This is a genomic window from Mesorhizobium sp. WSM3862 (assembly GCF_002294985.1).
Classification (GTDB): domain Bacteria; phylum Pseudomonadota; class Alphaproteobacteria; order Rhizobiales; family Rhizobiaceae; genus Mesorhizobium.
In genome coordinates this window covers 165,718-184,218 of record NZ_NSGE01000008.1, presented here as the reverse complement: position 1 = coordinate 184,218, position 18,501 = coordinate 165,718, and the positions used below count along the sequence as shown (strand labels likewise).

General features: G+C 64.5%; 18 protein-coding genes. 7 read left to right on the top strand and 11 right to left on the bottom strand.

Annotation, left to right across the window (positions count from 1 at the left end; genetic code table 11):
* Positions 1-288: 288 nt before the first annotated feature.
* Together CK224_RS23745 and CK224_RS23740 are read right to left on the bottom strand one after the other, a co-directional pair.
* Positions 289-2,364 (bottom strand): AI-2E family transporter, encoded by a 2,076-nt coding sequence (locus CK224_RS23745; protein ID WP_095783420.1) that lies wholly within the window; start codon positions 2,362-2,364, stop codon positions 289-291.
* Positions 2,365-2,542: 178 nt separating this feature from the next.
* Entirely contained in the window at positions 2,543-3,085 is a 543-nt protein-coding gene (locus CK224_RS23740) for a hypothetical protein (RefSeq protein WP_066999535.1), read from the bottom strand.
* A 365-nt stretch (positions 3,086-3,450) separates the two neighbouring features.
* Between CK224_RS23740 and CK224_RS23735 the strand changes: the two genes are divergently transcribed.
* On the top strand, positions 3,451-5,463 hold the full coding sequence (locus tag CK224_RS23735) for an acyltransferase family protein (RefSeq protein ID WP_095783419.1): 2,013 nt from the start codon (positions 3,451-3,453) through the stop codon (positions 5,461-5,463).
* Positions 5,464-5,720: 257 nt separating this feature from the next.
* Here the strand turns inward: CK224_RS23735 and CK224_RS23730 are convergent, their stop codons facing one another.
* A complete protein-coding gene (locus CK224_RS23730) occupies positions 5,721-6,074 on the bottom strand; it encodes a cupin domain-containing protein (protein ID WP_095778861.1) in 354 nt (117 codons plus the stop codon).
* Between the two features lie 284 nt (positions 6,075-6,358).
* Here CK224_RS23730 and CK224_RS23725 point away from each other — a divergent pair, with 284 nt between their 5' ends.
* On the top strand, positions 6,359-6,676 hold the full coding sequence (locus tag CK224_RS23725; protein WP_066999538.1) for a hypothetical protein: 318 nt from the start codon (positions 6,359-6,361) through the stop codon (positions 6,674-6,676).
* Between the two features lie 118 nt (positions 6,677-6,794).
* Complete coding sequence (locus CK224_RS23720; protein WP_095783418.1) at positions 6,795-8,063, top strand: DUF763 domain-containing protein; 1,269 nt, start codon at positions 6,795-6,797, stop codon at positions 8,061-8,063.
* A gap of 332 nt (positions 8,064-8,395) precedes the next feature.
* On the opposite strand, the gene CK224_RS23710 is transcribed toward CK224_RS23720, so the two are convergent.
* From CK224_RS23710 to CK224_RS23680, 7 genes are all read right to left on the bottom strand, one after another.
* A complete protein-coding gene (locus tag CK224_RS23710) occupies positions 8,396-8,845 on the bottom strand; it encodes an SEL1-like repeat protein (RefSeq protein ID WP_095783417.1) in 450 nt (149 codons plus the stop codon).
* Between the two features lie 568 nt (positions 8,846-9,413).
* On the bottom strand, positions 9,414-10,010 hold the full coding sequence (locus CK224_RS23705; protein WP_095783416.1) for a DUF6456 domain-containing protein: 597 nt from the start codon (positions 10,008-10,010) through the stop codon (positions 9,414-9,416).
* 240 nt (positions 10,011-10,250) lie between these two features.
* Entirely contained in the window at positions 10,251-10,616 is a 366-nt protein-coding gene (locus CK224_RS23700; protein WP_141245497.1) for a hypothetical protein, read from the bottom strand.
* Complete coding sequence (locus CK224_RS23695) at positions 10,537-11,244, bottom strand: hypothetical protein (RefSeq protein WP_095783415.1); 708 nt, start codon at positions 11,242-11,244, stop codon at positions 10,537-10,539. The genes CK224_RS23700 and CK224_RS23695 overlap by 80 nt, the downstream gene beginning before the upstream one ends.
* A gap of 264 nt (positions 11,245-11,508) precedes the next feature.
* Positions 11,509-12,297 carry a GcrA cell cycle regulator gene (locus tag CK224_RS23690; protein WP_095783414.1) on the bottom strand — a complete coding sequence of 263 codons (789 nt, stop codon included), beginning with the start codon at positions 12,295-12,297 and terminating at the stop codon, positions 11,509-11,511.
* Between the two features lie 102 nt (positions 12,298-12,399).
* Positions 12,400-12,711: a hypothetical protein gene (locus CK224_RS30890; RefSeq protein ID WP_141245857.1), complete on the bottom strand. Its 312-nt coding sequence runs from the start codon at positions 12,709-12,711 to the stop codon at positions 12,400-12,402.
* Complete coding sequence (locus tag CK224_RS23680; protein ID WP_245426154.1) at positions 12,708-13,070, bottom strand: hypothetical protein; 363 nt, start codon at positions 13,068-13,070, stop codon at positions 12,708-12,710. Before CK224_RS23680 ends, CK224_RS30890 begins: the two co-directional genes overlap by 4 nt.
* Before the next feature lie 79 nt (positions 13,071-13,149).
* On the opposite strand from CK224_RS23680, the gene CK224_RS23675 reads away from it, so the two are divergent.
* The 4 genes from CK224_RS23675 (at position 13,150) to CK224_RS23660 (ending at position 18,352) form a co-directional block, all read left to right on the top strand.
* Entirely contained in the window at positions 13,150-13,782 is a 633-nt protein-coding gene (locus CK224_RS23675) for a S24 family peptidase (RefSeq protein ID WP_067001065.1), read from the top strand.
* A 200-nt stretch (positions 13,783-13,982) separates the two neighbouring features.
* On the top strand, positions 13,983-17,444 hold the full coding sequence (locus tag CK224_RS23670) for a tetratricopeptide repeat protein (RefSeq protein WP_095783413.1): 3,462 nt from the start codon (positions 13,983-13,985) through the stop codon (positions 17,442-17,444).
* Complete coding sequence (locus tag CK224_RS23665) at positions 17,377-17,883, top strand: tetratricopeptide repeat protein (protein ID WP_210199670.1); 507 nt, start codon at positions 17,377-17,379, stop codon at positions 17,881-17,883. The genes CK224_RS23670 and CK224_RS23665 overlap by 68 nt, the downstream gene beginning before the upstream one ends.
* Positions 17,884-18,127: 244 nt before the next feature.
* Positions 18,128-18,352: a hypothetical protein gene (locus tag CK224_RS23660; protein WP_067001059.1), complete on the top strand. Its 225-nt coding sequence runs from the start codon at positions 18,128-18,130 to the stop codon at positions 18,350-18,352.
* On the opposite strand, the gene CK224_RS31485 is transcribed toward CK224_RS23660, so the two are convergent.
* Positions 18,343-18,486 (bottom strand): hypothetical protein, encoded by a 144-nt coding sequence (locus CK224_RS31485; RefSeq protein ID WP_156752745.1) that lies wholly within the window; start codon positions 18,484-18,486, stop codon positions 18,343-18,345. The genes CK224_RS23660 and CK224_RS31485 overlap by 10 nt on opposite strands.
* Positions 18,487-18,501: the final 15 nt, after the last annotated feature.

The window sequence follows — 18,501 nt, the reverse complement described above, 5'->3', positions numbered from 1 at the left end:
AGCAAGCAAGCCGTCCCGCCGGCTCCGCAGCAGCGCCGCAGGACGATCCAGGCCAAGCCATCCGCCTGCACTGGACCTGCATTTCTAGCGCGCTCCGAAGGATCCGGGCTTCTGCCCGGATCGGCGAGGCAGAACAGAAACGGCCGGACAAGGGCCGAACCAGACAGCCACCCGGCCAGCCTGAGGGCTGGGGCGTGGCGCCGCCGGCGGGGCCGGCGCCTGCCCGCGCAAGCCGCGCGGTTCGCGCGGGCCTTCGGGCCGGTCAATTGAGGGGGAAAGTCGCCTCCCTCATCCAGCCGCCTGCAGCTCCTTCTTGCGGGCCGGCCGGCGGCGTGGCCGGCGTTGCGGCGCAAGCTTCAGCATCACCGGCGGCTCGCTCGACAGGGCGCCCGTCACGGCGCTGACCATGCCATGGGCGACGAAATCGGCGTTAAGCCCGGCGGCAAGTTCGGCCGCGGCCTTGGCGTCGCCGTTGCCGATTTCCGACCAGGACACGATGCCGACCCTGAGACGCGGTTTCAGCCGCTTCAGCCGCCGCACCATGAAGCGCGCGTGCTTGGTGGAGTCGCGGTTGAGGAAACCGATCACCACCGTATCGACGCCACTCAGGTCGAGGCGGCGGATCCCGGCAGGTTCGAGGTCAATGAAACTCGCTCTCGACACTTCGGCGCCCTGCACCTCCAGCACCTGCGCCAGCATCGCGGCGGCGGCGTCGTCGAGCTCGCCCCGCCCGCCGGCGCAAAGCACGGAGAAGCCCACGCCGTCCGGAAGATCGACCTCCTCGGATAGAGGCTCCTTGCCGTCGCCGGCCTTCCGATCGTTCGCCTTGCCTTCAGCAGCCTTGCCCGCGGTGATCTTGGCTGAGGCTGCCTTGCCCGGCGAGGCCTCGGCCGAGGCAGTGGCTGCCTGCTGGCCCTCTTCCTCGTCGGCTTCCGCCTCCTCCGCTTCCTCCTGGGCGCTGGCGTCCAGATTGGCGACGAGCGTCAGCGCGCTCGCCGCGACCTGTTTGCGCTGCTCGTCATCCATGACGCCGCGCATGCGGTCCTGCTCGCCAAGCAGCAGCGCCGGAATCGCCACCTGGTCGTAGAACTCGAACAGGTATTTTTCTTCGAGCATCTCCTCGGCGTGGTCGGTCGCCTCGTCTGGATCGGCGGCGAGCAGCCGCTGATAGAGACGCGCATGCGGCTCCAGCACCGGCTCGTTGCCGAACAGCACGTCGAGGAACTCGAACTGGGGCACGTGGCGGCCGAGGACGACGAGGCAGACGGTGAGCGGCGTCGACAGCACCAGGCCGATCGGCCCCCAGAGCCAGGTCCAGAAGATCGCCGCGACGATGATGGCGAGCGGCGAGAGGCCGGTGCGCGAGCCATAGAGCCATGGCTCGATGACGTTGCCGGTGATCAGCTCCATGGCGATGAACAGTGCCCCGGTCCACAGAAGCAGCGACCAGCCGGGCGCCACCGCCAGCGCCAGGAACAGCGGCAGCAGCGCGCCGATGATCGGCCCGATATAGGGAACGAAGCGCAGGGCGAGCGCCAGCATGCCCCAAAGCAGCGCATTGGGGATGCCCAGCACCCACAGGCCGATGGTGATTGGGATGGCGTAGATGACGTTGACCACCAGCTGCATCAACAGATACTGGCCAACCCGCTTGCCGGCGTCCTGCAGCGCCTGGGTGGTGCGGTGGAGATCGCCATAGCCGACGAGACGGATGAAGCGGTCGCGCAGATCCTCCCGCTCCATCAGCATGAAGATGACCACGACGACCACCAGGCCGGCCGAGCCGAGCGGGCTGAGCAGCGGCTCGATGACTTTTTGCAACACTTCGAGCGGCCTTTCTTGCGCGACGATCTCGACCGGGATCGGATCGCGCTTCGGCGTCTGGGCGGCGGATGGCAGTTGCGGCTCCTGGCGCTCGAACTCCTGGCCGACGCGCTCGATCACGCCGCTCAAGCGCGAGATGATGCCATTGCCCAGCCCGTTTTCCTTCAGCGCGCGGATCTTTGTCAGGATGTTGACCTGATAGACGGGGATGTTCTGGGCGAGGTCGCTGACCTGCGTGGCCACCACGAAGGAGAACAGTGCGAGCGCGGCAAAGGCCCCCAAAACGCTGGCAATCACGGCAGGCAGGCGCGGAATGCCGACGCGTTTCAACGCCGACACGACCGGCGCGATGGCGAAAGTCAACAGCAGCGCGACCGCGATCGGCAAGAACACCTCGCGCCCGAAATAGAGCGCCGCAACCGATGCGACGACGGTTGCGACCGTCGGCAGCGCCGTACGCGGATGGCTGCGCGAGGCAGCAAGCAGCCCCGCCAGCCCCGGTTCCGACTCGCGCGTGCCGTTCTGACGATTATCCGCCACCGTGAGTCTCCACCCTGCCCGCCATGATTGGCTTTCGCCGGCGTGCAACGCGCGGATCGGAGGATGGTTGCGAGGCGCGATCAGTTGGAGCGAGGACGAAGCGGCTGATGCAAATCTCCCCTTGCGGACAAGGGGAGATTTGAAGCGCTCGCCGCCGCACCTGAAGGTCCGTGCCCGGCTATTTTACCGGGATCATGAGATGCGCGTAGGGCGTGCCTGGCCACATCACGTAAGGCTTGGACGTGTCGGGCTTGGCATCGGTCGGATAGCCTTTCATCATGTCCATCGCGTTGACGATCATCACATGCGGCCCCGTCTCGATCCAATTGTTGCCTGCCTCGGGCTTCGTCGCATAAGGATCGGTATTGCTGCCGTCGGTGCCGCCGGACAGCATATACATGAAGCCGACCTTGCCTTTGGGCGGTTCCTTCTTTTCCAGCCAGGCCATCGCCCATTCCATCGAGTTGGCATCGCCGCACATCGGATCCGGACCGGGCGAGGCCGGATTGTCCGGCATGCACCAGAAGCCGGTCTTGCCCTCGCGCAGGGTGCGCATATTCCCCTTTTCATCCATGGCGTAGACCGCAGCGCCACTCGCCACTGCGGCGGGTGCGGCGGACTCGGCGCTTTTGATCAGCGCAGCATCGTCGGCAGCTGCGCCCTGCATCGCAATCAAACTGCCCGCTGCCAACAGCGCAGCGACCGTCAGAAGCCGTTTCATGGCCGTTCTCCGGTTCGAGTTGATGTCTTTGTGCATGATGTCGGACGTCACGGCGTCCTCCCAGAGCCGTTCGTCGGTGCATTGATCCTACCAGATTACCTGCAGGCGGACAATTTGCCTTTAGCGTTCGCCAATGTCCTTCCATGCTCTCGAACGCTGGCGAAACCGGCGGCTGAGCTCCTTCGTCATCCTGGCCGAAACGAGGCGCGCAGACCCTGGCGTGCCGAAGCGTCGGCTGCCGCCGGCGTTGCTGCCGCCTCCCTTTATGTTGCACTGCGTTAGATTTGTTGCATTGCGGTATGAGCCCATAGGCGCGAGGCTTTCCCCAAGGCGGGATACGAACGACCGTTGCGAGGTTCGCCTTCGTGTCAGCACCATCGCCGGACTTCCGGCCCGACATTGAGGGGTTGCGGGCGCTCGCCGTGGCGGGCGTTGTCGCTTTCCACTTCGGCCTCACCGCCCTGCCCGGCGGCTTTGCCGGCGTGGACATCTTTTTCGTCATCTCCGGCTACCTCATCACCCGCCATCTGGTCAGCGAGATTTCGCTCACCGGCCGGCTCGACCTCCTTCGTTTTTATGCCCGACGCGCGCGGCGGCTGCTGCCGGTGGCGCTGTTCGTCATCGCCGCCACGCTTGCCGTCGGCACGCTGATCCTGTCGCCGGAGGAGCAGGCGCTCTATTCCAAGGGCGCGATGTTCGCGTCCGCCTACATGATCAATCTGTGGCTGATCCGCTGGTCGTTCGACTATTTCGCCAACGACGCCGCCAACAACCCCTTCATCCATTACTGGTCGCTGTCGGTGGAGGAGCAGTTTTACCTCGCCTGGCCGGCGCTGCTGATGCTGGCGGCCTGGCTGAGGCCCGGCAAGCGGACGATCATGCTCGCGATCGGCATTGCCGGCCTGGTCTCCTTCGCGGTCTGCGCCTGGCTGACCCCCATTTCGCAGCCCTGGGCCTTCTACTTCTCGCCGCTGCGCGCCTGGGAATTCGCCGCCGGCGGGCTGGCCTCGATGGCGCCGGCATGGCTGCTCCAGAGCCGGCCGCGGCTCGGGACGGCGTTCAGCCTCTGCGGGCTGGTCCTCATTGCCTTCGCTTACCTCACCTTCAGCGAGGAGGCTCCCTTCCCCGGTTTCCTGGCGCTCGTGCCCGTGGCCGGTACTGTCCTTCTCTTGCTGGCGGGCGCGGCCGGCGTCGGGGACGGCATTCTTGCACGCAATTTCGAACGGAAAAACGCGGGGCTCTTTTCCTCGAATTGCGTGAATGCCGCCCTGGCGCTGCCGCCCTTGCAGTGGATCGGAAAGGTTTCCTACTCGCTCTATCTCTGGCACTGGCCGGTGATCGTCTATGCCGGCATGCTGGTCGAGGAGCTGACTTTTGCGCAACGCCTCGCCTGCCTCGGGCTGACGTTTGCGCTCTCTGCGCTGAGCTATCATTTCATCGAAAATCCAATCCGCCGCAATGGCTGGCTTATGGCCAATGCGGCGCGGGCGCTGGTGCCGGCCCTCCTCCTGACCGGCACCGGCGTCGCAGCCGCCTACGGCAACGCAGCGCTTGCCGTGCGCGCCGAGGACCCGGAGCAGCGAGCGATCGCGGCAAGTGCGGCCGAGCCGGCCACCGCGCGCGCCAAGGCCTGCGTCGAGGGCTACGACACGGTGACGCCGAAACCCTGCGTGTTCGGCAATGGCCAGCGCGTGATCGCGCTGTTCGGCGATTCGCACGCCGATCACTGGTCGACGCCGCTGATCGAGGCGGGAAAGAAGAACGGCTACCGCGTCGAGACCTGGCTGAAGAGCTCGTGCCGGCCCTCACGGTTTTCCTACTTTGTCACGAAGCTCAACCGCGACTACCGCGAATGCGACCAATGGCGCGAACAGGCGATCAAGGAGATCATCGCGGCCAGGCCTTCGCTGGTGGTGATCTCCGAACTGGCGCTGACCTCCTCGCGCAAGATGGCGGCGGGCAAGGGCGAGCCGGACACGCCGGACGCCGTATGGCGGGCCGGCCTGCGCTCGACACTAACCAGCTTGAGCAAGGCCGGGCTGAAGATCGCCTTCATCCGCGACGTGCCGTTCAACGACGAGAACATCGACACCTGCGTGTCGCGCGCGCTGTGGCGCGACAAGGCGCCCTCGCTCTGCGACCAGAGCCGCGCCTATGCCGCCAACGACCAGATGGCGGCGGTCGAGCGCGAGATCGTCACCAGCGTGCCCAATGCCACCTACGTCGACCTCACCGACCGCTTCTGCAACGCCACCACCTGCCACGTCTTCATCGACGGCCAGCTCGCCTTCCGCGACCAGCACCATCTGGCGACGCCGTTCGCGGAATCGCTGGAACCGGAGGTGGAGAGACGCGTGATTTCGAAGGTGGGAAGGTAGGGCGCCGCCCCTGTCGTTCGTCATGCTAGGGCGGAGCAAGGAGCGAAGCGACGCGCGCAGACCCTAGGACCCATGCCGTGACGCTAAAGCGTTGCAGCAGTAACAGAATTCTGCACCGTAGCGCTTCACGCCGAAGGTCACGGCATGGATCCTCGGGTCAAGCCCGAGGATGACGACCGTGCGAGCGTCGGCGTTCCTTCACACCCCGTCTGTCCTGCCAGACATCCCCCGCAACGGGGGAGATCAGCAGCTTCTGCTCACTCCGCCACAACCACAAAATGCTTGGTCACCGGCTCGAGGATCTTCCAGGTGCCCTTGAAATCGGCTTCGACTACGAAGGCGTCGCCGGGGCCGACCTCGACCGGCTCGCCGCCATCGGGCGTGATGAGGATGCGGCCGGCGATCATGTGGACGAATTCATAGTCGGTGTAGGTGGCGTGGTAGGTGCCGGGCGAAGCGCGCCAGGTGCCGGACATCACCTTGCCGTCCTCGCTGGTGTGCTGGACGGCCGTCTGCATGGTCGGCGACCCCTCGACCGCGATCCAGCCCGGCAGATCGCCGCCATCGCCATGCTCGACGGGGCCGAATTTCAGGATGGTGGGCTTGGTCATGGCAGGCTCCTGCGGTTGGGATTGGCTGGACGGGGCAATAGACGACGACGCCGAGCGCGCACGCGCTGCACGGCGACAGCAGGTGGCGATATGGCGACTCCGAAGATCGAAAACAGCGGGGCGAACAAAAGCGTGACCTTCCCCGCAAGGGCGAAGATCGTCAGCTTCGGCGCCGCTTCGCTCCTTGCTGGGCCCAGGATCGCCGCCCAACTTTCTCGGAACACCACCCGTCCCGAAACCGTTTGTGCCTGGAAGGGGCAACCATCGACCTCAAGGAGGCAGCGATGAAAAAGCTTCTGCTTGCTTCGATGATCGCCATCGCCTCGGCGTTTGCGATCGCGCCGGCGAGTGCCGGTAGCGTTCAGTTCGGCATCGGCGTCGGCCCCAGCTACGGCGATTACTATGGTGACTACTATGGCGGGTATTACCCTCACCGCTATTACCGACACGTCTACGATGACGACTACTACACTCCCTATCGCGAACGTTATGTGGTGCGCTATCATAACCGGTATTATCGCGATCATTGCCGGATCAAGATCGTGAAGCACTGGCGCCACGGCCACCGCGTCATCGAAAAGATCCGCATCTGCCGGCGCTGACCGACCAGCGAGCGGACATCTCCCCTCGGCAAGGGGAGATGTCCGGCTGCGGTTGCGCCGCCTTGCAAATTCCCGCCAAAATGCCATCTAGAAGCCGGCATTCATAAGGAAAGCAAAAGTGACGCAGCGAAGCGGCAGCGCCGACGTGCCGCTGCATGGCGGGCGGGTCCCGAAATGGCTGGGCGATCGCATGACGAAGCTCGGCGCGGTGCTGTGCGAAGCGATCATCCATCATTATGGCCGCGACGAGCTTTTGCGGCGCCTTGCGCATCCCTTCTGGTTCCAATCCTTCGGCGCCGTGATGGGCATGGACTGGCACTCCTCCGGCATCACCACGTCGGTCATCGGCGCGCTGAAGCGGGGGCTGAACCCACTCGGCAACGAGCTCGGCATCCATGTCTGCGGCGGGCGCGGCGCACATTCGCGCAAGACGCCGGGCGAGTTGCTGGCGATCGGCGACCATGTCGGCCTCGACGGCGAGGCTCTCGCCACCGCTAGCCGGCTGGTCGCCAAGGTGGACAGCGCCGCCGTGCAGGACGGCTACGACCTCTATTTGCACGGCTTCATCGTCAGCGATGACGGGCGCTGGGTGGTGGTGCAGCAAGGCATGAACGGCGACGCCCGCCAGGCGCGCCGCTACCACTGGTTGTCGGAGGGGCTGGAAAGCTTCGTCGACCAGCCGCATGCGGCAATCGAGGGCGAACGCCAAGGCGAGATCGTCAACCTCACCGACCACCGCGCGGAGAAAGCGCGCGGCGGGCAGATCGCGCTTCTGAAGACGATGAGCCCGGAAAAGATCCTGAGCGAGCTTGCCGTTCTGGAGCCGCCAGCCGAGGCGCCCGAGCCGGCCGCGCAGCCGCTGCTCCCCAACCTCGTCATGCCCGCGCATCACGACGTGCGCGATAGCGACATCGTCATGCGCCGCCTGCACGGCAACATTGCCGCGGCGATCGAGAGCGGCCCGAAGGATTTTCCCGAACTGCTGCTGGTGCCCGGCGTCGGCCCGCGCACGGTGCGCGCGCTCGCCATGGTCGCGGAAGTGGTGCACGGCGCGCCCTGCCGCTTCTCCGACCCGGCGCGCTTCTCGCTCGCCCACGGCGGCAAGGACCGCCACCCCTTCCCCGTGCCGCTGAAGGTCTATGACGAGACGATCTCGGTGCTGAAATCGGCGGTGAGCAAGGCCAAGCTCGGGCGCGAGGAAGAGCTGCAGGCGCTCAAGCGGCTGGACGGGGAGTCACGCCGGATGGAGCGCTATGTGACGGGGCCGAGCCTGAAGGAGATTGTCGCGGGCGAGATGGACCAGTCGCATTTGCTCGGAGGGCGGAGCGTGTTTGGGTGGGAACCACCACCTGATAGCGACCCGAAGCCGCTGAAGAAAGGCGCTTGAGACACGGCTGAAACGGCGTCACGCAAAGCGCGCAGATAACCGCATCGATCGGCGCTGCCCCTCATTGCCCTGCCGGGCATTTCTCCCCGTATAGTGACGGGGAGAAAGATGCTGTCACCGCCGCTTTCGCCAACCGCCAACGTCGCGGAATAGCTGCCAGCGTCGCGGCCATCCCTTCTCCCCGCCACTATACGGGGAGAAGGTGCCGGCAGGCGGATGAGGGGCAGCGCCGAGGCCAGAAGTTTTTGCGCGGTCGTCTTTCAATACGCTCTTCGGCAGTGGATCGTCGGAATAAATAACAATGTGAACTTGTCCTTCGGCACGTCGTTTAATCAATGCTGGGATTGGGAGAGCGCCGCAGCCGCCTCCTTGCTTCCACCTTCAGCGGCCAGTTTTAGCCACTTTAAACTCTCGCTGGCGTCGGCTCTCACCCCGTCCGTCCCGGCGCCGTAGGCCTTTGCAACCATAAGCTGGTATGGCGCCGCTGGATCGGCGCCTTCCTCGACAACCAGCGGGCCCCACGAGCCAAGCCGACGGAACCAGTAAGTCGCGTCCGCATCACTCTTGTGAACTCCGCCCCATCCGTAGGCGTAGATTGACCCGACGAGCATCTGGGCAGTTCCGTCCCCGAGCTGCGCCAGCGGTTTCAGGCTCGCCAAAGCAGCGGTGCCATCCTCCCGTTTCAGCGCTTGTACGCCGCTATTCATTTGGCTGTTTCGCAGCAGCAGCAACCCCGCGCCAATTGCCGCCACTACGACCAAGCCCATCAGGAAACCGAGCAATCAACCTGGTCATGGAGCTTGCCTCATCTCCTCCTCTCGCCGCGAATAGCCCAAAGCCCCCCCCCTGGCAAAAGTCGGCGTGTCCTGCCGCTCGCCAAACGGCTTGATGCGGAACAGATCGTATTCGAACAGCCTGATCCGGTATTTGCCTTGCTCATGGGTCAACTTCTGCGCTTCGAGGCTAAAGCGATAGATCGCGGTTTCGACGGTGAATTCGACCTCGACGGTCTTTTCCAGTTCTCAGGGTTTCTTCATTGGGCGCTCACGAGTGGAGCGACTTGGTCGCGGCCGACCGGCTGCTCCATCTTCAATCCGGCGCGGATAACGGTCATCGCCAGCTCGATTTCAGGTGCCCCCAGGCCGCCTTAAGCACAAACAGCAGTGTCATCAACATTGCGGTGTTGAGAACAGGATGGGCGTCAAACACTGTCGCAATTACTGCAGCGACGGCCGATCATGAACATCATTGAACCGGAAACAAGTCTAATGAAACGCATTCAGTCACTCCAGTTGCATAGTCAGATAAGCAGCTTTCGATCCGGCGCAAGTTTGGCACATCGCTTTCCCCTCACCCCGCCTTCCGCCCCATCATCCCGTAATGCACCGCCAACAAATCCAGCCCGACCTTCAGCAGCTTGACCACCACATCGCGGCCGTCGCCGGTGCGTTCGGCGATGGCCTTCACCGACTGGCCTTCGAGGCAGGTTTTGCGCACCACCTCCGCCACCTCCCAGTGGGCGAGCACGGCCACGGCGTGGGCGTGGGCGCGGCCGGCTGAGAGCACGCGGTCGGGCACGCCGCCGCCGACGCGGCCGCCGTCGACGCGCTCGCTCCAGGATTGCGGCTGCAGGCCCTCGCGGGCGGAGCGCTCGAAATCGTCGCGAAAACGCTGGCCTGCCTCGCGTTGCTGGCGGGTGAGCGATGTGATGCCGGTGAGCGGATCGACATTGCGCAGGCGCACGATGCCTCCGGTCGAAGTGTAGCCGCCGTTCGACACCTGGTAGACGCGGCGCGCCTCGGCCGTGCCGGGGGTGAGGCGCTGACGGCCGAAGGCGTCCGGCTTCAGCGCGAAGTCATGGCCGATCTCGCGGCGGATGCGCACCTGTTCGGCCTCGCCTTTGGGGAGTTTCGGGGGTTGCGGTTTCTTGGCGGCTTTGCGGGGCATGGGCGGTGTCCTTTGTGGTGGGTGGTGTGAGTGACCAACGGGAGAGGCTGCGTTCCTTCGCGCCCCCCTCTGCCCTGCCGCGCATCTCCCCCACTTGGGGGGAGATTGGCAGCTTGGGCGCCCCGGCTCAGACCTGCGAGGGTGGAGGTTGGCGAAAGCGGTGGCGAAGTCTGATCTCCCCCCTTGTGGGGGAGATGTCCGGCAGGACAGAGGGGGGCGCTGTCCTGCCGGGCGTGTCGATCATAGTCGGCGGCGTTCCTCCGCTCCGTCGCGGCTGCGCCGCGCCACCTCTCCCCCGTATTGCGGGGGCGAGGAACTCGCGCCAAGCAAAGCACTCCGCTTCGCCAACAGCTCCCGCATCAGCCGCCGTTCCCGCACCTCGATCGAAAGCTGGGCGCTGGACGGGCAGAACTGGGCGTTGTCGACCTTCGCCTCGCCGCGGATGAAGCGCTGGATCGCGGCTTGCACATCGGCAAGCTCGGCATCCTGCACGGCTGCGAGATAGCCGCGCAGCTGCATCTCGGCATCAGCGAGCGCGGATTGCGGGAAGCAACTGAACATCGCGGCCAGAGCTTTCGCCGCCTGCTGCAATTCGGCTGCGGTCATTGATCTCCTCGATGATGGCGTTGGCGGCATCGACATGGGTCTTGCGGCGATGCCAGTTCTGTCCGGCTGAACGGCCCGAAAATGATTTCTCGTTCTTTTGCCGCGGAGCGGCAGCCCGGGAAGAAAACGCCAGGGCGTTTTCTCCCGATGGATCTATGACTATTGGATACTTGGATTCTGGATTCTTGGCTTCTGGACTCTGGGGCTTATCCTGCCCCTTATCCCCTGACTTAACCCGCCGCTTATCCAAGCGCGAAAACGCCCTTTCTTTCGAAAGGCTTGGGTTGCCGCCCTTGAGGCCGTTGCGGCGCACCACGCGCGCCTTACGCGCATCCGCGATCATGCGCCGGGAGTAGATGCGGCCATGCCGGTCTCGCGAGAAGACGCGGTTCTGCTCGAGCTCGGCAAGCAGGCGTCCCAGCTCCATTTCTGTGCAGCCGGCAAGGCGCGCGAGCGCCGCCTCCTCCAGCCCCTTGCCTGCGATGGCGACATAGCCAACCGGCTCGTGCGCGGCGGCAATGCAGAGCATCCGCATCCACAGGCCTTGGGCCGCCAGCGAGCAGAGGCGCAGGTTCGGATCGGACTCCCAATCCGACCAGAAAAACTTCGACCAGGTCGTACCGCTCATGGGATTGCCTGTTGAGAGGCCGGGCAGCGGCAGGTAGCTAACTTCCCCCTTGCGGGGGAGATGGCCGGCAGGCCAGAGGGGGGTGCTGTCCCGCCACCCTATCCGCTCTGCTTGTCCTCCACTTTGCCGATTGTACTGCTGTCGTACCTTGAAAGGATTGGCGAGGCTGGCGTTCCTTCACACCCCCCTCTGTCCTGCCGGACATCTCCCCCGCAAGGGGGGAGATTGAGCACTCCGCCGCCGGCGCCTTCATTGTTGCCACTCTCACATCCCCCTCCCGCGATGGCCGTGAAACCGCGCATGATGATGCGCGCAGTAGGAGCGCGTGGCCGACGTCGGCAGGCCGCAGCAGAGCATGTCGGGACCAGGCCGCGCGCCGACAGGATCCTCGTCCGCCTCCTCGCGCAGCGCGAGATCGATCGGCGCGCGGCAGCGCTTGAACAGGCAATCGAGGAAGCGCATCGCCGCGACATGCGGCTGGCGGCCGGGGTTTACCGGGGGCGGCGGCGCGGGGAGCTTGTAGAGCTGGACGTCGGACTTTTCCCGGGTGCCGGGGGAAAGCCAGGCGGGCGGCAGCGTGCGCGCGGGTGTGCGGGCTTTGGATTTTTTGGGTTTGGGTGGAATGCGGGCATCCGGCTGCGTGGATAGCTCAACAGAGGATAGGTTGGCGGGACAGCACCCCCCTCTGCCCTGCCGGGCATCTCCCCCGCAAGGGGGGAGATTGGCAGTTGCGGCGCCGGCTTCTTCAACCCGCTTCGAAAGCGCTGCCGGCTCGGAGAGCGTGACACCTCCGGCCGCCACCCTGCCCCGCCGGCCCGGCCGGTCCGGCCGCACATGTTTCCGCGGCCTGCCACCAGCGCGGCCACCCTTCGGGTTGGCGAAGCCGATGGCACGAAGGCCGGCGTTGCGGTGCACGATGCCGATAATGGCGTTGCGCGAGACTGGGCTGCCGCGCAGCGCGCTGAAGCGGCCGGCAATGCGCGAGGCCGATAGCCCCTCCTTCAGCCAGGCGGCGATCTCGTCGATTTCCTTTTCGGTGTAGGCGGCAGCCATGTCTCATTCCATTGCTTGCGAAGGTTGCGAAGCGCTCGACTTGAAGCCAAGCGCCAGGGTTCGGCCGCGGGGCCGTTGGTCAGGTCAGGGAAACGGTTGGGATCAGGCGGCGCCGGGCGCCGCACCAAGCAGGCGAAGAAGGGCCGCCTCGGCGGCGGCCCGGGTCAGGCCCGACACCGCCAGGCCTGCCCTGCGGTCGAACAGGATGACGGTGCCGTCCTCGGTGCGGATGCAGGAGACGAGCCGGCCCGAATTGGGGGCCGGAGCCGGGGGAGGAGCGGCTCCGGCCGTTCCGGTGAACCGGGGTGCGGGCGGTTCGACCGGATCCGGGGCAGAGGCCCCGGAAAGCGTCCGGACCGGGGAGGAGGACGGCCCGGACGATTGGAATTCGACAGGCGAGGCAAGCGCGTTCATGCCGCCTCCCCTTGCATGGCGGCAGCGGCGCGATGGCCCGCCAGCCATTCGTAGCTGATGCCGGCAATGCCGCGCCTGCGGCTCGCGGCCACCACATGCGGCCAGTGCTGCGGCGCGATGCGTCCGCGACGGCGCATCTGGCGGGCGGCTTCATAGCCGCAGCCGACATCTGCGGCGAAGGCGCCGATGCTCTGCCAGGAATCAATTAGCCCCGAGATGCTCGCGGGCAGCCCCGAGATGCTCGTGGGCAGCCCCGAGATGCTCGTTGGCAGCCCCGAGATGCTCGTGGGCGGCCCCGGCACATTCGCGGCGGAGATGCTCGCAGGGAATGCGGAAATGCTTGCGGTAGGCTCATTCATGCGCTAAGCGTACGTTATGTACGAATGACGCGCAAGCGAAATCGTACAATTCGGACGATAATTTCAGGCATTTTGTACGATGATGGATTCTCGGCACAGATTGCAGCAGGCGCGCGCCCAGGCCGGCTATGCCTCGCCCAGCGATGCCGCGCGGGCCTTGCGCGACATCAACAAGAACACGCTTATCAGCCATGAGAACGGCAACCGGCCGCTGTCGCGAAAGGCGGCGGAGAAATACGGCCGGCTGTTCGGCGTCGACCCCGGCTGGCTCTTGTTTGACGCCGACGGCGTCGAAGCCGCGCCTGTGCACCTCGCCGCCTCGCCCATCACCATCGACGTACCGATCGTATCGTGGATCAGCGCCGGCGAGCTCGGCAGCCAGGACAGCGTGGTCAACCTTTCGGACTACCCGACCATCCCCACCGCCGATCTCGAGGAAGGCGAGTGGATTGCGCTGCGCGTCGACGGACCGTCGATGAACAAGATCTCGCCGCCGGATTCGATCATCTTCGTCAACCTGCGCGACAAGCGGCTGGTGACCAATGGCTGCTATGTGATCGCCGACGAAACCGGCCGCGCCACCTACAAGCGCTACCGCCCGAACGACACCCCGCCCTTCCAGCCGGCGTCCTATCTCGACATTCCGCCGCCGGAGCTCGAAGGGGCGATCACCATCATCGGGCGGGTCAAGCGCTCAATGATCGATATGTGAGAGACAATCTCGCTGAGAAACCGTCGCTCAACGAAGAACAAGAAGAACTTCGCGTTGCCAGGCTTTGAGGGTTGCGTTCTTTGGCCGAGAGCGAACACAGGATAGCGTTCGCAATTTCTGCTTGCATTTCGGAACAAAAACGGAACTATATAGGCAATTGCAGCCGCTGCCGCGGCAACTCCGGGGGGAGGATCAAAACCGTGTCACGCCGCACCGGCGCGTTCGCCCGCGCATTCGTTGCATGGCTTTCATTTGGCCCGCTTTTGGCGCCGGCGGGAATAGTGGTGACGCTTGGCGGGCTTCGCAGTCCGGCGCTCGCAGAGAGCAAGGATTACGCTACTTGCTTCAGCGACGGCGCCCTCTCCGCCGACCAGCAGATTAGCGCCTGCACGCCCATCGCCGAGGACAGCGCCGAGATTCCCGATCTTCGCGTTAACGCCTATTTCTGGCGTGGCCTGGCTTACACGCAGAAGAACGATATCGACCGCGTCATCGCCGACATGAGCGAGGTGCTCGCGCTTGATCCGACATACGTGCCCGCCTTCACCAATCGCGCCATTGCCTGGGAGAGCAAGGCAGATTTCGAGCGAGCCGTCGCGGACTACACTCGCGCAATCGCGCTCACGCCGGACGATGCCAACCTCTATGCCGACCGCGCCAGGGCACTCAACAAGAAAGGCGAGCACGACCGTGCGATTGTCGAATGCGACAAGGCGATCGACATCGATCCCGCCAACGAGATGGCCTATGGCGTGCGCGGCGTCGCCTGGGAGGACAAGGGCGACGCCACGCGGGCCCAAGCCGACTATGACAAGGCAGAGAGCGTCCGCGCGGACCCCATCACGCCTTACCATGACCGCGCACTTTCATGGATCGCCAAGGGCGAGCGCAGGCGCGCGGAAGCCGATTGCAAGCACATCGCCGGCGTCGATGCAGACAAAGGGCGTGATTGCTCACGCCGGATCGCCGAGGCTTTTGGCGAGCCGCGCGACGGAGGTGGCGAGAAAACCGCCACCGCCCAAAATGCGGTCGGCATAGAATGGCAGGAAAAGGGCGACCATACCCGCGCCATCGCCGCATTCGACGAGGCGATCCGGCTCAATCCAGCAAGTTCCGCATTTTACTTCAACCGCGCCAAGAGCTGGGGCTTAAAGAAGAATTATGCCCGCGCTATCGCCGATCTGGATGAAGCCGTACGCCGCGACCCGGCCAACGCCCCGGCTTACCGCGTGCGCGGCATGACTATGGCTCGAGTCGGCAATTCGAAAGAGGCGCTTGCCGATCTCGACAAAGCGATTTCCATCAGTGCCGACGATCCAAAATCGTATTTCGAGAGGGCGCTTGTCTGGGAGGCGAGCGATCCTGATAAGGCAATAGCGGACCTGGACAAGGCAATCGCGCTCGACCCGGCCAACGCGGACTACCGAAAGGAACGGCTGAGCGTCCAGATTGGCAAGCGCAGGGCCGAGGGGCAACCCGTGCTGCAGTCACCGGGCGCTACGACCAGTCAGGCTCATGTCCCAATCCCAGCTGAGCCGCAGGCGGCCAAGCCTATCGCGCCTCCCACGTATGAGCCGCCGCAACTCTATGCCAAGCGCGACAATTCCGCCGCCATCGACTGGAATATGAAATCGGGGTTGCAGCAGATGCAGGTCGACCCCAAGGGCGCGATAGATACATTCAGCTTTGTCATCGGCCTCGATCCCTACAACGCCGATGCCTACTACCACCGATCCATCGCGGAGGCCTTGCTTGGCAATTTCGACCTCGCCGTCGGCGACTGCCGGCGAGCCGTCGAGCTCGACCCGAAGCGGGCAGGCACGTGCAGGGAACACCTGCCCGGCGAGCAAGGCAAGCCGACCGCCGCGAAGCCAGGCAGGGATCCGGCGACCGCCAGGATCCTGCTCGAGCGCGCCCAGATGCGGCTGTCGAAATATGGCGTGGACGGCGCATTGCTCGATTTCGACAAGGCCATCAGCCTCGATCCCGAAAACGCCGACGCCTATTTCGGTCGCAGCCGCGCCCGGATGCTCAAGGGCGATCAGGCCGGCGCGGCAGTCGATTGCCGGCGTGCCATCGAACTCGACCTGAAGCGGACTGGAAGCTGTGACGAGCAGGCTGCCGTTGGCGAAAACAGGCCGGCGCCGCCAGTGGGCATGCAACAGTTGCAGCCCTCTGTTGCGGCCGCCGTTGAAACCTTGGCCAAGCAACTCGGCCAAGGCAAAGCGAGCCCAACGCGAATACTGTCCGCTTCAAAGATGCTGGAGGCGGCCGAGGCGACCGACCCACGTGTCCTGAGCGCGGTGCAGAGCGGCGACACCTTTTCGGACGCGGGCAAATATGACCATGCCATCGCAGAATATGAGCAGGCGATCGCGCTCGACCCCAGTAGCCCATTCGCCTATTTCGGCCGCGGCAAGGCCTTGGCCGCCAAGCGCGCCTACGACCTGGCGATCGCCGACTACGATCGGGTGATCCAGCTCGTTCCGGATCTGGTCTCGGCCCATATTCGCCGGGGGATGGCCAAAACCATGTCGGGCGATGTCGAGGGCGCGCTTGCCGATTGCGGCCATGCCGCCACGCTCGACCCGAAGGCGCGCGACGCGTTCTTTTGCAAGGGCATGGCCTGGCACGCCAAGGGCGACGGCGGGCGGGCGATCGCCGCCTATTCATTAGCGATCGCGATCGATCCGAAAGACGCCGCCAGCTATTATGGGCGCGGCATGGCACGGGCCGACAGGAAGGACTATGACGGCGCCATCGCCGATTTCGACCGGGCAATCGACCTCGACCCGCACAATCCGGATTACCTGGTCAGCCGCAAGGCGGCCGACGCGGCAAGAGGAAAAGGCGATGTCGCGGCCGAAGCCGGCGGGCCTGATCCGAAGAAGCTCAAGGCTTTCATCGATCTCGGCGATGCCCTCTACAAGAGGCACAAATATGATCGCGCCATTGCCGAATACAGCAAAGCCATCAGGCTCTATCCGAAAATGGCGTCCGCATATCTGGGGCGCGGCATGTCGCTGGTAGCGAAGGGCAAGTATGACGCGGCCATCGACGATTACGGCAAGGTGATCGAACTCTATCCTGCCTACGTCGAAGCTTACCTCGGCCGCGCCGTCGCCTGGAGCAAGAAGAACGAACTGGATCGAGCGATCGCCGATTTCAGCCGCGCGGCCAAGATCGACCCCAGTTCTGCGCCGATCTATTTCGGGCGTGGCAGCGCCTGGCTCGCCAACGGCGATTACGACCAGGCGATTGCGGACTACGACCAGGCGCTCAAGCTGGATCCAAGGCTGGCCCTAGCCGAGAAGGGCCGCAAGCTCGCCGTGGCGGCCAAACGCAAGTCAGCCGGAAGCGATCTTGTCGGCTCTGACCAGAGCAAGTTGAAGACCATCGTCGACCACGGCTACGTCTGGTACAAGAAACGCAAGTATGCACGCGCCACCGCCGCGTTCGAACAGGCCATCGCGCTCGATCCGAAAAACCCCGCCGGCTATCGCGGACGGGCGATGGTCCGCACCGACACCCATGACTATGATGGCGCCATTGCCGATTTCAGCAAGGTCATCGAACTCGCGCCGAAGAGCAGCGATGCCTATTTTGGGCGTGCCGCTTTGTGGGGGAAGAAAAACGAGCTTGACCGGGTTAGCCGACTATGACCGAGGCCTGGAGATCGATCAGAGTTGGAGCATGGCCTACTACGGACGGGCAACCAAAAGGCTGGAGAAGGCCGATTACGAGGGTGCGATGACAGACTTCGACAAGGCGATCGAACTGGATCCCAAAGTGGCGCGCTTCTACATCGATCGCGGCTTTGCCTATGCGGCAAAAAAGGACATCGACAGCGCAACGCGAGACTTCAACAAGGCGATCAGCCTGGACCGGAAGAAGAGCGCTGGCGCCCATTTCGGTCTAGGTGCAATCAAGGAAAGCCAAGGCGACCACGATGGCGCCATCGCCGAGTACAGCCGCTCTATCGAGATCGACCCGACATATGCCGACGCCTACGATTTGAGGGCACATTCCTGGAGAGCTAAGGGCGATTTGAAGCGCGCCGAGGCCGACCGCAAGAAGGCGCTGAGCCTCGGACTGAACTAGACAGGCATTTTAGAGGGGCGGATGTCGCGTGGAAAATGGTTGCAGGTGGAGGCGGTCGTCCCCTTTGAGCTTCGTTGAGGCAAAAGTGCTGCCAGCGATGTTCGGTGGCGGCAGATATCACCATGAGTCGGTGGCGAAGCCGCCCCAGCCTGTGACCACCGCCTACATCGATGCCTAGATCCGGAAGCAGGATCTCCAGATCGTTGAGGCTATCGCACGCGAATTTCCGGACGACTACGATGCGATGCTGCGCAAGATCACTGCCGCCGCCCAGACCGGAAGCCAAACAGAAGTGCGCAATACCAGCAGACAGGCGGTCGCCGATCTGCGGCACAGATATGCACCGCTCCTGCTTTCAGCTCCGGACAGCGCGGTCTCGCAAGCGCTTTCGGCGCAACTCGACATGCTCAATCATGTCATTGCGCGCGAAACGCCGGCCACCTGCAACAATTACCTGCGCTACGGGTAGGTCTCGAAGTATGGCCTTTCCTTCAACGCCTTGCCGTTGCCGTCGAGCAGTATTCCCGAGGCAAACAAATACCCGCCCATCGCTTCCATCTTCGCCATGTCCATGGTGCCGATGGCGCCGTTAGCACCCTTCAAAAAATGCCGGTCGTT

What these genes read in the sequence shown, in the direction of transcription:
- CK224_RS23740 (WP_066999535.1), bottom strand. Translation starts at nt 3,085, where the DNA reads ATGAAACGGCTTCTGACGGTCGCTGCGCTGTTGGCAGCGGGCAGTTTG.
- CK224_RS23730 (WP_095778861.1), bottom strand. Translation starts at nt 6,074, where the DNA reads ATGACCAAGCCCACCATCCTGAAATTCGGCCCCGTCGAGCATGGCGAT.
- CK224_RS23725 (WP_066999538.1), top strand. Translation starts at nt 6,359, where the DNA reads ATGAAAAAGCTTCTGCTTGCTTCGATGATCGCCATCGCCTCGGCGTTT.
- CK224_RS23705 (WP_095783416.1), bottom strand. Translation starts at nt 10,010, where the DNA reads ATGCCCCGCAAAGCCGCCAAGAAACCGCAACCCCCGAAACTCCCCAAA.
- CK224_RS23700 (WP_141245497.1), bottom strand. Translation starts at nt 10,616, where the DNA reads ATGACCGCAGCCGAATTGCAGCAGGCGGCGAAAGCTCTGGCCGCGATG.
- CK224_RS23695 (WP_095783415.1), bottom strand. Translation starts at nt 11,244, where the DNA reads ATGAGCGGTACGACCTGGTCGAAGTTTTTCTGGTCGGATTGGGAGTCC.
- CK224_RS23690 (WP_095783414.1), bottom strand. Translation starts at nt 12,297, where the DNA reads ATGGCTGCCGCCTACACCGAAAAGGAAATCGACGAGATCGCCGCCTGG.
- CK224_RS30890 (WP_141245857.1), bottom strand. Translation starts at nt 12,711, where the DNA reads ATGAACGCGCTTGCCTCGCCTGTCGAATTCCAATCGTCCGGGCCGTCC.
- CK224_RS23680 (WP_245426154.1), bottom strand. Translation starts at nt 13,070, where the DNA reads ATGAATGAGCCTACCGCAAGCATTTCCGCATTCCCTGCGAGCATCTCC.
- CK224_RS23675 (WP_067001065.1), top strand. Translation starts at nt 13,150, where the DNA reads ATGATGGATTCTCGGCACAGATTGCAGCAGGCGCGCGCCCAGGCCGGC.
- CK224_RS23665 (WP_210199670.1), top strand. Translation starts at nt 17,377, where the DNA reads ATGCCTATTTTGGGCGTGCCGCTTTGTGGGGGAAGAAAAACGAGCTTG.
- CK224_RS23660 (WP_067001059.1), top strand. Translation starts at nt 18,128, where the DNA reads ATGCTGCGCAAGATCACTGCCGCCGCCCAGACCGGAAGCCAAACAGAA.